Origin of the sequence: Brevibacterium sp. (genome assembly GCF_052105255.1) — a bacterium.
Lineage (GTDB): Bacteria > Actinomycetota > Actinomycetes > Actinomycetales > Brevibacteriaceae > Brevibacterium > Brevibacterium linens_B.
Window position 1 is genome coordinate 23,236 of the sequence record NZ_JBQDYQ010000006.1, and the last position, 16,909, is coordinate 40,144.

14 protein-coding genes are annotated in these 16,909 nt (G+C 64.4%); 5 read left to right on the plus strand and 9 right to left on the minus strand.

Annotated features, from left to right (window positions below):
- Window positions 1–296: 296 nt before the first annotated feature.
- Together ACTIIH_RS03465 and ACTIIH_RS03470 are read right to left on the minus strand one after the other, a co-directional pair.
- On the minus strand, window positions 297–2,864 hold the full coding sequence (locus tag ACTIIH_RS03465; RefSeq protein WP_441450477.1) for a helix-turn-helix transcriptional regulator: 2,568 nt from the start codon (window positions 2,862–2,864) through the stop codon (window positions 297–299).
- Window positions 2,861–5,386, minus strand: a complete 2,526-nt coding sequence (locus ACTIIH_RS03470) for a LuxR C-terminal-related transcriptional regulator (protein WP_441450479.1) — start codon at window positions 5,384–5,386, stop codon at window positions 2,861–2,863. Before ACTIIH_RS03470 ends, ACTIIH_RS03465 begins: the two co-directional genes overlap by 4 nt.
- A gap of 790 nt (window positions 5,387–6,176) precedes the next feature.
- Here ACTIIH_RS03470 and ACTIIH_RS03475 point away from each other — a divergent pair.
- Together ACTIIH_RS03475 and ACTIIH_RS03480 are read left to right on the plus strand one after the other, a co-directional pair.
- A complete protein-coding gene (locus tag ACTIIH_RS03475) occupies window positions 6,177–7,370 on the plus strand; it encodes an acyl-CoA dehydrogenase family protein (protein WP_441450481.1) in 1,194 nt (397 codons plus the stop codon).
- A gap of 38 nt (window positions 7,371–7,408) precedes the next feature.
- Window positions 7,409–8,554, plus strand: a complete 1,146-nt coding sequence (locus tag ACTIIH_RS03480; protein ID WP_441450482.1) for an acyl-CoA dehydrogenase family protein — start codon at window positions 7,409–7,411, stop codon at window positions 8,552–8,554.
- Between the two features lie 213 nt (window positions 8,555–8,767).
- Here the strand turns inward: ACTIIH_RS03480 and ACTIIH_RS03485 are convergent, their stop codons facing one another.
- From ACTIIH_RS03485 to pyrE, 4 genes are all read right to left on the minus strand, one after another.
- A complete protein-coding gene (locus ACTIIH_RS03485; RefSeq protein ID WP_441450484.1) occupies window positions 8,768–9,397 on the minus strand; it encodes a TrmH family RNA methyltransferase in 630 nt (209 codons plus the stop codon).
- Window positions 9,394–11,007 (minus strand): ABC transporter permease, encoded by a 1,614-nt coding sequence (locus ACTIIH_RS03490; protein ID WP_441450486.1) that lies wholly within the window; start codon window positions 11,005–11,007, stop codon window positions 9,394–9,396. Before ACTIIH_RS03490 ends, ACTIIH_RS03485 begins: the two co-directional genes overlap by 4 nt.
- The gene (locus ACTIIH_RS03495) at window positions 11,007–11,888 is read right to left on the minus strand and encodes an ABC transporter ATP-binding protein (protein ID WP_441450488.1); all 882 of its coding nucleotides are present in this window, start codon (window positions 11,886–11,888) and stop codon (window positions 11,007–11,009) included. Before ACTIIH_RS03495 ends, ACTIIH_RS03490 begins: the two co-directional genes overlap by 1 nt.
- A 182-nt stretch (window positions 11,889–12,070) precedes the next feature.
- Window positions 12,071–12,637, minus strand: a complete 567-nt coding sequence (pyrE, locus tag ACTIIH_RS03500) for an orotate phosphoribosyltransferase (RefSeq protein WP_441450489.1) — start codon at window positions 12,635–12,637, stop codon at window positions 12,071–12,073.
- A gap of 240 nt (window positions 12,638–12,877) precedes the next feature.
- On the opposite strand from pyrE, the gene ACTIIH_RS03505 reads away from it, so the two are divergent.
- On the plus strand, window positions 12,878–13,150 hold the full coding sequence (locus ACTIIH_RS03505; protein ID WP_101555364.1) for a GlsB/YeaQ/YmgE family stress response membrane protein: 273 nt from the start codon (window positions 12,878–12,880) through the stop codon (window positions 13,148–13,150).
- A gap of 74 nt (window positions 13,151–13,224) precedes the next feature.
- Here the strand turns inward: ACTIIH_RS03505 and ACTIIH_RS03510 are convergent, their stop codons facing one another.
- The gene (locus ACTIIH_RS03510; protein ID WP_180959355.1) at window positions 13,225–13,398 is read right to left on the minus strand and encodes a hypothetical protein; all 174 of its coding nucleotides are present in this window, start codon (window positions 13,396–13,398) and stop codon (window positions 13,225–13,227) included.
- A gap of 105 nt (window positions 13,399–13,503) precedes the next feature.
- Between ACTIIH_RS03510 and ACTIIH_RS03515 the strand changes: the two genes are divergently transcribed.
- Window positions 13,504–13,716: a hypothetical protein gene (locus ACTIIH_RS03515; RefSeq protein WP_101595372.1), complete on the plus strand. Its 213-nt coding sequence runs from the start codon at window positions 13,504–13,506 to the stop codon at window positions 13,714–13,716.
- 517 nt (window positions 13,717–14,233) lie between these two features.
- Here ACTIIH_RS03515 and ACTIIH_RS03520 read toward each other — a convergent pair.
- Window positions 14,234–15,085 (minus strand): SDR family NAD(P)-dependent oxidoreductase, encoded by an 852-nt coding sequence (locus ACTIIH_RS03520; RefSeq protein ID WP_101555365.1) that lies wholly within the window; start codon window positions 15,083–15,085, stop codon window positions 14,234–14,236.
- Window positions 15,082–15,906: a thioesterase family protein gene (locus ACTIIH_RS03525; protein ID WP_101555366.1), complete on the minus strand. Its 825-nt coding sequence runs from the start codon at window positions 15,904–15,906 to the stop codon at window positions 15,082–15,084. The genes ACTIIH_RS03520 and ACTIIH_RS03525 overlap by 4 nt, the downstream gene beginning before the upstream one ends.
- Before the next feature lie 176 nt (window positions 15,907–16,082).
- On the opposite strand from ACTIIH_RS03525, the gene ACTIIH_RS03530 reads away from it, so the two are divergent.
- Window positions 16,083–16,877, plus strand: coding sequence for an exodeoxyribonuclease III (locus ACTIIH_RS03530; protein WP_101554345.1), 795 nt, complete (start codon window positions 16,083–16,085; stop codon window positions 16,875–16,877).
- The last annotated feature ends 32 nt before the right edge of the window (window positions 16,878–16,909 follow it).

Consider the following 16,909-nt stretch of genomic DNA (forward strand, 5'->3'; position numbering starts at 1 on the left):
GTGGGGATTCTGGGCGTGCGCCGACAGAGCAGAAAGGTGAGGGAATGAGCATGTGACTCATCTTGTCGACCATTCGGCTCGGTCATCAGGTGGTCACTACTGGATCAGTTTCAGGCTCTACTCGATCACCTGCCGCTGACTACGGGAGGTCACTACTCAGTCATTGAGTGGTCATTCGCCTGTGCTGATTGCAGGTACCCGAAATGTGCCGCAGGCCACAACGGGCTACTCGAATGCCAACCGTGACATTTGCCGGACCCTGATGTCGGCGCCGATCAAAGCTGAGTGAAGCAGAGCTAGAGGTTCGGCTGAACCTTTTCCAGTGCCTCGGCGACCTGGTCGCGGGAGGTGATGTCGAGCTTGCGGTACATCCGATAGGTATGGCCTTCGACGGTGCGAACCGCAACGCCGAGCTCATCGGCGATCTCCGCATTCGTCATCCCCGCGACGATGAGTCTAGAGATCTGCCGCTCTCGTCCGGTCAGGCTGCCGCCGGCTGCATGTGTTCCGGTCTCCGGACCGCCGGAACCGGCACCATTCGACTTGTGCCCACCACTGCTAGCAATGGCCAGGCACCGCTCGGCCAGATCCGGCATTCGCGTCTCCATGGATTTGGCGACCGCTGCGAGGGCGTCTTCATCGCGGTCACGAAGGGCGGGCCCCAGCTCTCCCAGCAGCCGGCAGTCCCTCCCGGCACCGACCTTGCCCAGAGTTGCCATCGCCTCGGCATCGTACTCCCCGAAGTGGCGGAACAGCTCAATCCTGATCATCGCCGCGATCTCGTGAGACGCTTCGTCTTCTGAATCGCGCAGCAGCGTGTGCATCTCTTCCCGGTAGGCAGGGTCCTCCGTCGACTTGGCTCTGGCGGCCAAGCGCAGGACCGCTGCTCTGCGCATCTCGATGTAGGCGTTGCTGTCCGGCAGAGAGAGGTATCTGGCATCGAAGTCATCCGCGGCGGCGAGGTTCCCGCTCAGCACCGCCATATGCTCGGCCTCTGCCAGAGCCAAAAGGAGGAACTGATCCTGGTTCCAATAGTCGAGGGCCTCCACGGCAGCGAAACTCGTGCGAGTGGCCGCAGCCATGTCGCCGCGCTCAACATGGATCCGGGTCCACATGAGGTCGGCGGGCCCGCTCCGAGCAGCAAAATAGGCGAGATCGTAGCTGATGACCTCAGCCAACAGGTCACTGGCCTCGTCTGCCCGATCCTCCTGAAGCAGTGCTCTCGTCTTGAGCATGCCGTAGAGCAGGTAGGCGGTGCCGACGTTTCCTGTCTGCCCTTCGACTTCCGCGAGAGCACTGAGGGCGTCTTCGCTGCGACCGAGCTCGAGTTCCTTCACCGCCTTGTTCAGGCCGATGCACAGGCGCAATCCGTCGGGCACATCCGCTTCGCTCGCCCATCGGCGCAGCTCGTTGCTGCCGTCCGAGAGCGACTCCCACCGATTCGCAAACAGCATGTCGATGAGCTGCCGTGCCCGTTCGGCGTCCATGCCTTTTGACTCGTGGCAAGGGCCCCGTGTCTCGAGTCTGTTCAGGGCATTGCGGAAGTCTTCGATTCCCAGCGGTGGGGAGTCCCTGTGGAAGTCCCTGAACATCCACACAGCGAACACTTCGAGCACGACGGAGGTGCAGCAGCCCTTCTCCACAGCCTGGGCGAGCACGTCGAGCCCGATCGGAACTCTGTTGACGTCGCAGTAGAGCTGCCCCAGATCGAGCAGCTCGTGCGCGGCCATGCCGTCGGTGGGCAGTTCGTTGAGGATACGCAGAGCCCGCTGCCACTCGCCGAGTCGAACCGCGATACGGGCAGCGTCGACGGAGTCCTGTGCGGAGATCCTCGCACCACAGCTCAGGCTCCAATCGGCACGGAGCATGCGCGCCCGTTCCGAGGGCGAATCATCGAAACGGTCGACGAAGTCGAACATCTCACGGCTGCGTCCCACCGGAACCGTATACCTGATCGTCTCCGTGGAGTGATTCTCGATCGCCGCGTAGGAGCGAACCCCCTCTTCGACGAACTGCAGCTCGCCCGCCGCGACCAGTGTGTCCGCTGCTTCGCCGAGTCCTGCCGCGAGCATGATACCGACCTCGACTTCGCCTGCCAGGATGACGAGCTCGAGCGCCTCACGCTGCTGCTCGCAATAGCGGGACAGGTGAAGGCGGGTGACATCCCGTGCCCGCTCGTCGTAGTCAAGGTCGAGGCCGTCGAGAAGCCACACTCCCTGCTTTTCGAGCAGGCGCCTCTTCCTCCTCGTATACCGCAGAAGTTCGATGATCTTCCCCGGTACCCGACCGGATTGGAAGTCGACGACGTCACGTGCTCCCTGAGAGACGATCCCGCCGAGGTGGTGCTCGATCATCGCGGAGAAGTCCGACAGGCTCAGCGACCCGAGTGTGACCTGGTCGAGGACATGGTCGGCCACGAGATCGCTGAACGGCCGAGGGCTGTCATCGACGGGCGGACGAAGGGTGGCGACGATCTTGATGTTGCCCTCGGTGGCCAGCTGGGACAGGGTGCTGAGGCTCGAATCATCGAGTTCGTGGGCGTCGGCGACGAAGACCACGGGGGTGGCCTCGGAGGAGTTTCGGAAGGCACCGACGACGCGGACCAACAGATCGTAAGGGTCCACGTTGAGATCGACGTAGAGGCCGAATACACCATAGGGCACCCGCCGAAGGACTCGGTCCCCGCGCACCCAGATCTCGCCCCCGCCTCGGCGACGGTGAATCTCCGAGGCGAGCGCGGTCTTGCCCATGCCCATATCGCCTTCGACGACGACCCCGGCACTTGAGCTGTCTCGCAGCGCGCTCTCGATTGCTGTGAGCTCGTCTTGCCGACCGAAGAGTGTGGCATCAACGAATTCGGTCATGCACGCGCCTTCCATGTCGAGGCGACGGCCCTGAGCTCGCGGCGGTTGGCCACCTGCAGACGCTGGTAGATGCGGCCGAGATGCCATTCGATCGTTCTCGACGAGAGGTGATGGGCCTCCCCCAGCTCCTGGCTGCTGCGGCCATCGACGACGCCGTCGACGAGCCTGCGCTCGAACCCGGAGAGAACGGAGTCCATACGAGCATCGGCGGCGTTGAATCTGATGGTGCGTGTGCTGTTGCCGACGAGGATCCTCGCCCGCCGGACAGCGCTGCGGTCGTTTTCTGCCACGGCCCGTTTCTGCGCGAGTTTCGCAAGGTCGGAGCACACTATGGCCGATCCGAATTCAAGGCTCTCCTGGGCCGCCTCGAGCAGCGCGCCGGCGCTGCCTTCGAGCAGCGCACGGGACATCGTAGAGGCCAGGTGTCCGAGTGCTCCCTGAATATTCGGAGCTATCCGGGCGAGCTCTTCGGCGGCCTTTCTGTGTCCGAGACGAGTCGCTTCCATCAGGGCACCTGCGGCAATGGCCAGAGCTTCTCGATCCAGCTGCGCGCAGCCAAGCTCGAAGAGCTGCTCCGCTGCCTTATCGGGTCGGGTGAGCGCAAGTGTCTGCAGGTCGTAGAGCCGGGACTCGAACTCCGACCACCATGCGTAGCGGTCGACCCTGGAATCGACCTGCGATTGGTCAGGCAGGTCGCTCGCCTGCAAGTTCTTGCCCAGCAGTGCATCGGCGTACCGTTTGGCCGCTCGAGAGATCCTCACGATGTCGACGAAGTCTTCTTCATGGCTCTGTGCCAGCACCTCGGTCAGAGCCACCTGTGCCCTTGCCGGGTGTCCGGTGCGGATGTCGACGAGCGCACCGATGAAGTCACGCATCCGGTCGCCGGCGTCGACCGACGTCAGTGCCCCTCGTGCTCCCTCCCAGTCACCGGCAACGTAGCGGGAGACGAAGAGCTGCGGCGCGGCATCCTCGATCTCGTAGCTCGTGGTTCCGGGCAGTTCGAACATCAGCTCGGCCTGCCTGATGTAGTGCAGACCCGTGTCGACCTGGCCCAGGCAGACCTCGTCGAAGCCGAGGATGGCATACGCCCGCAGACGGTGCCTCGTCTGGCAGGCATGCGTGCGGTAGACGTTCTCTGCCAGATTCCGACTGGCGATGAGACGACCGCCCCGCTGCTCGAATCGGGCCTGGGTGGAGCCATAGCGGCCCTGGTCCACAGGAGAAGTCAGCTGTTTGCGGATCCATCCCGTCCGCAGCCGCTCCGGGGCGCGCGGATCCGTCAGCCGAAAGTCCATGCTGGCGACCCTGGACAGCAGACGCGGCGGCGACTGCTCGATATCGAGCATTTCGAGCAGCTGGTCGAAGTGGCGATCGGCCGATTCGATGTTTCCAAGGCCCTTCTCGGCCCGAACGAACTCAAGCCGCATCTCGTGACTCTCATACTGCGAGGCTCGGGCAAGCATGGCCGTGTCCTCGTATCTGCCGCGCGAATTCGCCCACACCATTGCCTTGTAGACATAGTCCGCGGGCCGCTGAAAGCCCAATCTGAGTGCCCATCTGAGGTAGCCGAAGAGCGCCTGCCCTTCGAGCAGGCCGATATCGATGACCTTGTCGAGAGCATTGAACAGTCTCAGGCTGTGCGAAGGCATGATCTGGGAGCGCAGGGTCTCGGCGATCACGGGTTCGGCGATCATGACGGCGGCGTCCCTGCCCTTCGTCATGGTCACGATTCCCGCATCGGCCATGGCATCGATCTTCTCCCATGGGCAGAGGGCGGCGAGGATGCCATAGGGCATCGCCCCGGTGACGGCACAGATCTCAACGATGGGTTTGAGCTCTTCGGAGATGTTCCACAGGATACGGTCCTGGGCCTGAATCTGCTCCTGCCCGAACAGGACATGGTTGAGCAGCCGTGGGTTGCCTCCGGTATCGCGATACAGCTCGGCCGCCGACTTGGTGTTCTGCTTCGAGGTTGCAGCCAGCGCAGCGATCGCCCCCTCGTCGAGGCCGGTCAGATCGATCCTCGTCAGCTTCCCGGTCAGCCACAGTTTGGCGATGATATCGATGGGTGCACGGACCGATTCGGCACCGACGACCAGTCTGATCTTCCTCGCCTCGGCGAGGTGACACAGTACGGACAGGGAACTCTCGTCGACCAGGTTGGCATTGTCCACGCGAACGATCGGAATCGAGGTCGAGGAATCCTGAGCAATAACCTTTGCCACCATCGACAGTGCTGCCCCGACTCCGATGTCCGTGCCCACTCCGGCCTGGGACAACAAGATCTCAAGAACTCCCAGTTCGCGATCGCGCACTTGCTCCGACCCCCGGAGGCGATAGATCGGCGTGTTCGCTTCGATCTGCGCCAGGGCCATACTCATCACAGTGGTGCGGCCGATGCCTGCCGGGCCGAGGAGCAGGCAGCCAAACCGATTCGGGTTCGCCAAAGTCTGTCTGACGACGGAGACTTCCTCCGTATAACCAAAAGTGCGGCCGTAAGGGGAGAGACCGGGTTCCGACATTCGTACTTCTTTCAATGTCACCGCGACTCCGCCGGCTCTCGACCCGTAGAGCTTTCGAGCACTGGCGGAACCGTCGGCTGTGGCAACTCGCGGACTGACGACCAGTGAGCTCGCTGAAAGAGATTCAGAAGCTTCCTTGATTGTCACCGATGGGGGATCGTAATGACCGCGATAGTAGGGGATCGTTAAGGGACTGCAACTATAACTGTCTTGCTACACAACAATGCACCGATCCTGCACGAACCTCAGACGATTCTCAACTTCGCGATTCTGCATGCTGAGACACTGTCCAGCATCCTTGCCGCAACCGACGGCCGACCACCCAAGGCTGCCAGCCGGCAAGAACGACGCCGGGCGGAGTGGCACGGTGCTCTTCCTGGCGAGCGCCGGCAGCCCTCCCCAGTCGACAGCGCCAGCCCGCCCCGGATGGGCACTCTCAGCAACGAGCCTTTCCTGCCTGCTGGTTGCATTCACAGTCGTAGTACCACCTCTACCCTGCACGCTTCACCCTGCACGCAGAATTCATCGACTGGACATTTGACAGCGGTAGTTTCGCCCCCTCTTCTGACCCGCGGATATTCCACGTTGAATTCTGCGGGCTTGCTCGCAGGAGCCGCGAAAGACACGTTCCCCCAGAGCCTGAGAGAGTCGACGATTTCGCGATCGAGCGTCGGTGACGCACGGTGAGCGGAACGCGCTCCGAGAAGACAAGTCCTCCCGAGCACTTGTGAGCCTGAACACCGAAACGTACTATGGAGCTAAGTTACTTAACGATCGCTCAGGAGAACTCATGGATACCTTGCTGAATGCACAAGAGCGCGACTTCGCGCAGCAGATGCGTCAGTTCTACCGCACGGAGATCCCTGAGGAACTCCGCCTCAAGGTCGCCACCGGCCAGGAGCTGACCAAGGACGACATGGTCACCTCGCAGCGGATCCTCAACCAGCACGGCTACGCCGTGCCGAACTGGCCGGTCGAATGGGGCGGCCAGGACTGGACCCCCGTGCAGCGTCACATCTGGCTCGAAGAGATGCAGCTGGCCTGCGTTCCGCAGCCGCTGCCGTTCAACGTCTCCATGGTCGGTCCCGTCATCGCCACCTTCGGTTCGCAGGAGATCAAGGAACGCTTCCTGCCCGCCACCGCGAACATCGACATCTGGTGGTCGCAGGGATTCTCCGAGCCCAACGCCGGTTCGGACCTCGCCTCCCTCAAGACCACGGCGGTGCGCCAGGGCGACAAGTACATCGTCAACGGTCAGAAGACCTGGACGACCCTGGGCCAGTACGGCGACTGGATCTTCAACCTCGTGCGCACCGACCCGGACGTGAAGAAGCAGGCCGGCATCTCCTTCCTGCTCATCGACATGAAGACTCCCGGTGTCACCGTCCGTCCGATCCAGCTCATCGACGGCGGCCATGAGGTCAACGAAATCTTCTTCGACAATGTCGAGGTGCCCGTTGAGAACCTCGTCGGCGAAGAGAACAAGGGCTGGACGTACGCGAAGTTCCTCCTCGGCAACGAGCGCACCGGAATCGCCCGCATCGGCGGCTCGAAGGTCAACCTCGCCCGCGCCAAGGCCTATGCCGCGGTGACGAAGACCGCTCGCGGCACACTGCTCGACGATCCTCTGTTCTCCGCTCGTCTGACGAAGATCGAAGCCGAACTCACCGCGCTCGAGATGACCCAGCTTCGGATCCTCTCCACTCAGGCCGCCGGATCCGACAAGCCGGATCCGCGCTCCTCGGTGCTCAAGCTCAAGGGCTCGCAGCTGCAGGAGGACATCTCCGAACTCCTCGTCGACGTGCTCGGCCCGCAGGGACTCGACTTCGTCTCCGACCGCGTCCAGGGTCAGGGTCTGTCCGACCTGCCCAACGGCGCCGTCGATGCACTGCCCGCCTACTTCAACACCCGCAAGGTCACCATCTACGGCGGTTCGTCCGAGGTGCAGCGCGGAATCATCTCGAAGGCACTGCTCGGTCTCTGAGATACCGACGCTCACACGATCTCCCAAGAAGGACAACAATGGATCTTGAACTCAACGACATTCAGCAAGAACTCGCCAGCACACTGAACAAGTACCTGCGCAGCGAGTACGACATCGCCAAGCGCGAAGAGATCCTTCGCAGCGACGAGGGCATCTCCCGCGAGAAGTGGCAGGCCTTCGCCGAGATGGGACTGCTCGGACTTGCGATTCCCGAGTCCTACGGCGGCGCGGACATGACCTTCAACGAGGTGGCCGTGGTCGCCGAAGCGTTCGGTCGTGCACTCGTCCTCGAACCGTTCCTGGCTACCGCAGTCCTCGGTGCCAATGCCGTTCTCCTCGGCGGCAGCGAGGAGCAGAAGCAGGCCATCCTGCCCGGTGTGGCAGAGGGGCAGACCTTCCTCGCTCTCGCAGCACTCGAGCCCGGACTGCGCTACGCAGTCGAGGCTCCGCAGACTCAGGTCTCCGGCGCCGACGGCAGCTTCACTCTCACCGGTGAGAAGAACAACGTGCTCGGCGGAGACGTCGCCGACCACTTCATCGTCACCGCCACGCAGAACGGCGAACTCGGCCTCTACCTCGTCGCCGCCGATGCCGAGGGCCTGACCCGTGTGGCTCAGCGTCAGGCCGATGGTCTGGGCAGTGCGAACCTCAAGCTCGACGGTGCCGCCGCCCAGCGCCTCGACGCCGCCGACGCCAACGCCGTGCTCTCCGAGGTCCTCGACCTGGGCAACGCCGCGATCATGGCCGAGGCAGTCGGCGCACTCGAAGCCTCGCTGACGATGACCGCGGAGTATCTGAAGACCCGTGAGCAGTTCGGTGCTCCGATCGGTGCGAACCAGGCTCTGCAGCACCGCGCCGCAGACCTCTACGCCGAACTCGAGTACGCACGCAGCATGGCTCTGTACTCTCGCCTCGCTGTGGCCTCCGAGGCCCCGGGCGCCGAGAAGGACCGTCACCGCGACGTCATCGCCGCGAAGATCATCGTCGACCGGGCTGCTCGGAACATCAGCCAGGAGTCGATCCAGATGCATGGCGGCATCGGCATGACCATGGAATACCCCATCGGTCACTACGCCAAGCGCCTGACGGTCATGATCCGCACCTTCGACGACTCGGATTCGCTGACCGCGGAGCTCGCCGAACTCGGCGGACTCATCGAACCCCACGCCGCCGACCTCAGCTGAGGCAGTCGGCACTTCGGCGCCGCACTTTCGACCTCGAGCGTGCGGCGCTGCGTCGTCGGGGCCTATCAACGCCCACCGAGGCGGCCGGATCCCGGCAGCACGGAAGCGCCGAGGCGGCACGATCATCGTCGTGCCGCCTCGGCGCTTCTTCGTCTCTGCGTCCCGACCGGTTTCCCACAAACCATGCGGAGACCTCCGCAGCCGGCAGCGGTCTCAGTTCACGGGCTGGTCGTAGACGTGGCGGCGGATCCAGGAGTGCATGGTGATCGCGGCCGCAGCTGCGGCATTCATCGACCGCGTCGAACCGTACTGCGCGATCGAGAGTACGTCGCGACTGGCCTGATGCGCTTCCTCGCTCAGTCCCGGCCCTTCCTGACCGAACAGCAGCAGGCAGCGCCTGGGCAGGTCGTAGGTCTCCAGCGGCACGGAGTCCGGGAAGTTGTCGATGCCCAGCAGCGGCACGTCGTTCTCGGCGCACCAGCTGAGCAGGTCGTCCACGCTCGGATGGTAAATGACGTGCTGGTACTTGTCGGTGACCATCGCCCCGCGCCGGTTCCAGCGGCGCCTGCCGACGATGTGCACGGCTGCGGCATTGAAGGCGTTGGCGGTGCGCACGACCGAACCGATGTTGAGGTCGTGCTGCCAGTTCTCGACGCCGACGTGGAAGTCGTGCCGCGAGGCGTCGAGGTCGGCCACGATCGCGTCATGCTTCCAATACCGATACTGATCGACGACATTGCGCCGATCGCCTTCAGCCAGCAGCTCCGGATCGAAGTGCTCTTCCACAGGCCAGGGGCCGGTCCACGGACCGACCCCCACCTGCGGTTCAGCGCAATCGGTCACTTGTCGTCGCGGGAATCATCCGCCGACTTCGCCCCCTCGTCGACTTCTCCGCCGGGCTTCACGTCCGACTTCTTCGTGCCGGATCCCTTCGCCGAGGCGGCCGTCGACTTCTCGTCCTTGCCCGCTGACTCGGCGGTCGAGTCCGACTTCTTCGCATCCTTCGCCGAGGCGGCGGCACCGACTTTCTGCGCGCGTTTGCTCATCTTCACGGTCTTGCCGCCGCGTCCGCCTCCGGACAGCACCGAGCGCACGTACGAACCCGAGGCCAGGGCATGGAGGATGACGGCGACGACCAGAGCGATGCCGGCGGCGACGAGGCCCTCCCACCACTCGGCTTGACCGGCGAAGGAGCGACCGGCGATGCCCAGCGGCGAGGTGAACGGCGTCCACGACAGCACCTTCGCAACAGTCCCGGTGGGTCCGATGATGACCGGGGCGAAGACGCCGGCCACGGTGATGACGCCGATGATCGTGACGAAGGTGGCGCGCGCCTTGTCTCCGACGACGGTCGATGCCCAGACGAGCAGCGCGAACACCGACCAGGCGGTGAGCAGCAGGGTCAGTGCGAACCAGCCGAGGCCCGGCAGCATGGCGAACGCCAGGGACGTCTTGCCCGACAGCGAGAGCCCGAGCTCGGTGACGACGGCGGCGGCCACGAGGTGGACGATGACCAGGGTCAGCATGCCCGTGATCCGGCCCGAGGCGGAGGCGCGCGGCGGAATCGTGGCCGCGATGATCTCGGTGATCCGGTTGCGCTTCTCCAGACGCAGGTTCTGGTACAGCGCGGTGCCCAGGGTGGCGACGACGAGTATCGACACTACGACCATTGCCCACAGCAGCGGGGTGGCCACATCGCTCTCGACGGCCGGCGTCTCGAGCAGCGTCGCTTCGGTCTTCGGCGCGAGCTTCTCGAGCAGGGCGTCGGGCTGCTTGTCCAGTGCGATGATCGTCGGCTGTCCCTGACCGCTCGGGTCCTGGATGAATGCGGCGTCGACCTTGCCCTCACGCACGAGCTTCTCGGCTGCCTGAGCGTCGTCGACGTCGGTGATCTTCACACCCAGCTGCTGTTCGTACATCTGAGCCTGCTCGCCGACTCCGACCATCGCCATGGTCGGGGTGCCCGAGTCCTTCTGCACATCGGCGACGATTCCGGAGATGATCGCGGCCAGCACACCGAGGATGATCACAGCGGCGGTGACCAGGAAGTACGGGCTGCGCATGGCGGTGGTGGACTCACGGTTCGACACGAGCCATGCCGCCTGGCGGTTGCCGACGTCGACGAATTCCGAGACCAGTCCGGTCTCCGGCAGCTCGTCCGGGTCGGGGGTGTCCTCGGCGAGCTCGAAGGGAACGTCATCGAGGCCGACAGTCGCGCCGGACTCGTCCGACTCCTTCGCGTCGGTGCCTTTCTTCGCCGAGGCGGCCGATCCCTTGGTTGCACCGGTGACGGTCGTCTCGTCCTCCGAGTCGACCTCCTCGGCGGTGGTCTCGTCGTCGATCACATCGTCGTCGGCCGGCAGACCGAGGTCGTCGATGCCTTCGCCGGCCGTGCCCTTGGACACGAGCGGTTCCAGGGACTCGTCATTCGCACCATTGTCTTTGCGCGCCATCACAGAGCCTCCTTGTACTGCTCGGCCAGTGTCGGGCGGACACTGTCGAAGTTCTTCACACTCTTCAGCCCCGCCACTGCTGAGGCGGCGGTCTTCGCATCCTCGGCACGGAAGCTGATGGCAGCTCCTTTCGCACCGCTGACCGTCACATCGCTGATCCCGGCGCGGGATTCCAGGGCCGACCTGGCCGCCTCGGTGTCGGTGGTCTCTACCTGATACCGCGGCTCACCGAGGAGCTTCCTGACGCTTCCGGAGGCCGTGACCTTGCCCTGGCCCAGGACGATGGCGTCGTCGGCGAAGGTCTGCGCGGCCTCCCAGTCGTCGGTGGCCAGGATGACGGGCACTCCCGAGGATGCGTGGGCCCGCAGCAGGGATGTGACCAGACGCAGTGAGGCGGCGTCGAGGCCGGCGAAGGCATCATCGATGACGACGACGTCGGGGTCGGCAGCCAGGGTTGCGGCGATGTCGACGCGGGCGATCTCGGCACCGGAGAGGTTCTTCAGCGGAGCGTAGCCGCGGTCGGCGAGCTCGAGGTGGCCGAGCAGGGTCAGCGCGTTCCGTTCGGCCGCGCCCAGGGTGATCCCGTGCAGGCGGGCGAGGTAGACGATCTGGTCGAGGACGCGCATGGTCGGGTATCCGCCGCGTTCGGCGGGCAGATAGCCGAAATTCTGTCGGTCTCCGAAGTCGAGTACGAAGTCCTCGAGTTCGATGGTGCCCTCATCGGCGGAGATGAGGCCCATGATGATGCGCACCAGTTCGGTGCGGCCCGCCGATCGGGTTCCCACGATTGCGGTGATCCGGCCCGCCTCGGCGGTGAAACTCACCTCGTCCAGATATGTCCGCTTCCCCTTGCGCAGGGAAACCTCTTTCAGTGTGAGCACGCGTCATCCTTTGCATCGAACAGTTCTTGGGGAGTGTCTCATCTATCGTGTTGAAATCAGAGACTTGTTTCAAACCACGTCCTCGATTTCGACAGAATTGCCAGTCGAGTCCCAGGTCGTGATCGGTGAGCCGGTTCCTCACCGAGGCGGCACCTCACAGGTCCACCTCGCCGAGGCGGGACTCAGTCGAGTCCGAGATCCGCAGTCGTCAGCGCGGTCAGATACGGAATTCCCGTGGCTTCGACCCGTTCTTTGGCGCCGGTGTCACGATCCATGACCACGGCCACGGCGACCACCTCGGCGCCGGCTTCCTTGAGCGCGTCGACGGCGGTGAGCACGGAACCGCCCGTCGTCGAGGTGTCCTCGACGGCGATGACGCGCTTGCCGGCGACATCGGGCCCTTCGACCCGCCGCGACATGCCGTGCTTCTTCGCCTCCTTGCGGACGACGAAGGAGTCGAGCGGGGTGCCGCGCACGACCGAGCGGTGCATGACGGCGGTGCCGACAGGATCGGCGCCCATGGTCAGACCGCCGACGGCGTCGACCGTGTCGAGCAGATCATGAGCCTCGAGGAGGTCGAGGACGACGTCGCCGACAAGCGGTGCCGAGCGGTGGTCGAGGGTGACCCGACGCAGATCGAGGTAGTAGTCGGCCTCCTTGCCGGAGGAGAGGGTCACTCTGCCGCGCACCACGGCGAGTTCGTCGATGAGGTCGAGCAGTAGTCGGCGAGTGTCAGCGCTGTCGGTCATGGTCTCCAGTCTAATGCGCGGGTTTCGGGCGACCGTTCAGCGCCGTCTCAGCGACGGCGGCGGATGCGGACGTGACAGACGGCACAGATCTGGAGCGGGAGGATTTCGTCGCGCCCGCGTCTGTACCGATGCTATAAAGAATCATCACACCTTTAGACTTTCGCCAACAGTGAGTTGTAGAGTGTCAACAACACCGCGCAACCCAGCCGGTCAAGTGCCTTCAGGAAGGACGTGAGCAACATGGGTTTCATCGCATATCTCATCCTCGGACTCATCGCCGGAGCCGTCGCCAAGGCGATCCTGCCCGGCAAGCAGGGCGGCGGCTTCTTCGCCACACTGATCCTCGGCGTGATCGGAGCCATGCTGGGCGGTTGGCTCGGCGGCATGATTTTCGGCGCCCAGATGGATAAGTTCTTCTCGCTGTCGTCCTGGCTGTGCGCCATCGGCGGTTCGCTGATCGTACTCATCGTCTGGGGCCTCATCACCGGACGCTCGAAGTCCAAGGCCGCCTGACCCGTCGGCAACGGCACAGAAAAAGGTGGATAGCCCAGGTTCAAACATGGGCTATCCACCTTTTTCTGTGCCGTTCACGTGCTGCGGCGCATCACCCGTGCGGCCGCATTGGCGATCATGTCGCGCAGCCCCGGCGCCAGTCCCGCAACACCGTCTACTCCGGTGACGGACTCGGTCACGCGGGCCGAGACGGCCGACTCGTCGAACCCGCGGACGGTCTCGCTCTCAGCCATCGGCTTCTCAGCCATCGGCGGCCTCCTCGTCGACGAATACGTCCTCGACGGTGACGTCGATCCGCAGCGCGGGCGGTCGCCGCCGACCTCGAATCCACCGACGGGGTCTCGGATGCCCAGGTGATCCTGCGGGGCACCGCGCGGAGTCCGGAGCCGCTCATCCATGTCGATGCCGATGAACGCGCCGACATCGATACCGTCATCGCCGAAGTCGCCGAGCGCGCCGCCGGCAATGCCTCGGTGGCGCTCGGTGCCCCGCTGAGCGCGGTGGCCCTCGAGGTCGGCGTCGCCCGCACGCGCTCGCGCCGCCAACGCAGCGTCAGCGTGCAGTAACCGGCCGCCATCCAAGAGCGCCGCAGTCGGCAGAAGCCGGCAGCTGCAGTTTCTGCTTTAGCAGCAGGCAGCGGCGAGGTCACCATCGGATGCGGCCACCGAATCTAGGTCACTATCGGATACTTTTCGCACGCAGAAGTATCCGATAGTGACCTAGATTCGAGTTCGGATGTCCGATAGTGACCTGAAGTCAGGCGGGCGGTCGCGAAACACTGCGGTGAATGACAAGAACCCCGGGGCGCGTAATCGCGACATCCCGGGGTCCTCGCAGCACTCCCCTCGAGTACCCGGACGCATCCCCATACGTCCGTTATGTCCACCCGATCCCCACCGGGCGGACATCATTAATTTGACCACACTTTCGTAGCGCTTGTAAAGAATCTCACGTCCCGTCTTGAACCCTGTCGAGCCCTATAGCATAGAAGCGATCAGAATAAAACCCCTGGTCACAGGCTCATCTTCAGGTAGTTCAATCCTCAACTCAATACTGTCGGGCTCGCCCAGAATTGCATATAGGTCACATCCTGTGAGTGCGGGCGAAGGAGAATCCAGTCGATCCCCAGCGCATGAGCGGACGCGGCACCACGGGAGCCACGAGCGCGGCCAACCGATATCCCCACCCCGGAACCGAGACGACCTTTCCCGCCCGTGCATCACGCAGCGATTCCCGCACCACCTGATCGACGCTGAGCCAGATCAGACCAGGTCCGGGACGCTCCACGCCGAGGCGGCTGTGGAATTCCGTCCGGATGAATCCGGGCAGAACGGCCGTGACCGTCACCGGGCTGTCCCTGAGTTCGCCGGCGAGCGCCTCAGTGAAGATCAGAGTCGACGCCTTCGAAGCGGCGTACTGTCCCATCGTCGTCACCGCCGCCAGCGAGGAGACGTTGACGATTCCTCCGCGAACGCGGGACTGCATGCGCTTGGCCGAAGCCAGCGACAGCTCCCTCACCGCCCCGGTGAGCACCCGATCCTGTTCGTCGAGCTCGGCGATATCGGTGTCCAGCAGCGTCCCGCGCAGACCGAAGCCCGCGTTGTTGATGAGCACATCGATCGGCTGCGTCGCGATGATCTCGACGACCGAGTCGATCCCGTCACGGTCGGACAGATCCGCCACGGCCACCTCGGCGCGGATGTTCTGCGTGGTCTGCAGCTGGTCGGCCAGCTCACTCAGTCGGGCTTCGTTCCTGGCGACCAGGACGAGGTCGTAGCCTTCGGTGGCCAGGGTGCGGGCATAGCCGCGTCCCAGCCCGGAACTCGCCCCGGTGATAAGGGCACGCGGCCGGGGACTCGGGTCCCGCCTCGGCGAGGATCCGTCCCGGGTTCGGGACGTCTCGCTGCGCTGCGGGGGCGGGACCTCGCGATTCATACCGCGCCTTGTCCTCTGCGCACGGTCAGTGACTGCACCGCAGTGCCGATGGGTCCGCCGGCGTCGCTGAGCACGCTCGTCGTCTGCCCCAGCCCGGTCGGCCCGAAGGCGACCCTGGTGTCGAAGCCGACCCAGCCGGGCTCGGGAACGCGCGTGAGGTGGATGGAGAGGTCGACGTTCGGGAAGAACGTCGTCTTCGGATTCTCGCGGACGGCAAGACCGTTGGCCGTATCAACGAACTTGACGAAGGCTGCGGTCGGCGGGTCGATCTCACCATCGACGAGAGGATAGGGGCTGCGCACCCAGGACTGTGCGTATCCGGGGTGGGCGTCCGCGCCCTGCCGGCCCTCGAGCGACGCGATGTAGCCGCCGCCCCAACGACCGGTGAAAGGAGCCTCGGGCACTTCGGACACCGGTGGCATCGCCTGCCATTCGTCGCCGGCTACCTCCTCGGTGTCGGAGGCCTGCAGACGCCACACCCGCGCGGTCACGCTGGTGCGCTGACCATGGCGCATCTGTGCTTCGACGAGTTCGATGGTCCGTCCCGGACGGATGACGTTGACGTCGATCGTGAACTCGCCGGAGTGAATGACGCCGAGCACGTCGAAGGTCACTCGGGAGATGAGCTTGTCGCTGGGCAGCCGCCGCTCGATCTCGGCGAGCACGATCCCCGAGGCAGGCGCGAGGTGCTGCTCGCCGGGCTGCCACGCTCCCTGACTGTGCAGGGTCGAGACGAGGCGGTCCTCTGACAGGCGCACATAGTAGGAGTCCGGGTAGGCGGCCCCGTCGTGGCCGAGGTGTTCGTTGGGAGCTTCAGGCATGGTCCCAGCTTATCGAGCCGAGAGGGTCCGCTCGACGCAGGGGCTGGGCACGCCCCCTTCCACACGGCTCCGGCATAAGCGGCTGTGTTGCTCCGGCATAAGCACGCCGAGGCGGCCCACCGGCAGCCGCACGCACCCCGCTTTCACCTCCGGCGCGGACGGCTTAGGGTGGGAGGGTGAGAATCGCTACGTGGAATGTGAACTCGATCCGTGCCCGCCACGACCGCATCGGGGCCTGGCTGGATCGTTCTGATGTCGATGTCCTGGCCATCCAGGAACTCAAGTGCAAGGATGCCCAGTTTCCCGAGGAGCTGTTCACCGAGCGCGGATACGAGGTCAGCTATCACGGCCTCAACCAGTGGAACGGGGTGGCCATCGCCTCGCGCGTCGGACTGGCCGACACCGAGATCGGGTTCACGGACATCCCTGTCTTCGGCTCGGAAGATCCCGTCGTCGAAGCCCGGGCGCTGTCGGTGACCTGCAACGATGTGCGCGTCTACTCGCTCTATGTGCCCAATGGCCGCGAACTCGACCACCCGCATTACGCGTACAAGCTCGACTGGTACAAGGCGCTGACGGCCGATATCGCCGCCCAGCTCAGTGCCGAACCGGAGAAGAAGCTCGTCCTCTGCGGTGACTTCAACGTCGCCCCGCTCGATGAGGACGTCTGGGATATGGCCGAGTTCGACGGCGCCACCCACGTCTCCGATGCCGAACGCGCCGCCTTCGACGAACTGCTTGGCGCGGGACTGTCCGAAGTCACTCGACAGTTCACGCCCGGCCCCGGCGTCTTTACCTTCTGGGACTACCAGAAGCTGCGGTTCCCGAAGAAGCAGGGCATGCGCATCGACTTCCAGCTCGCCTCACAGGCACTGGCGAAGACCGCGACCGCAGGCGAGATCGACCGCGAGGAGCGCAAGGGCAAGGGAGCGTCCGACCACGCTCCCGTCATCGTCGACTACGACGTCTGAGGCACCCTCGTCTCACCTTTCGGCACCCCGGC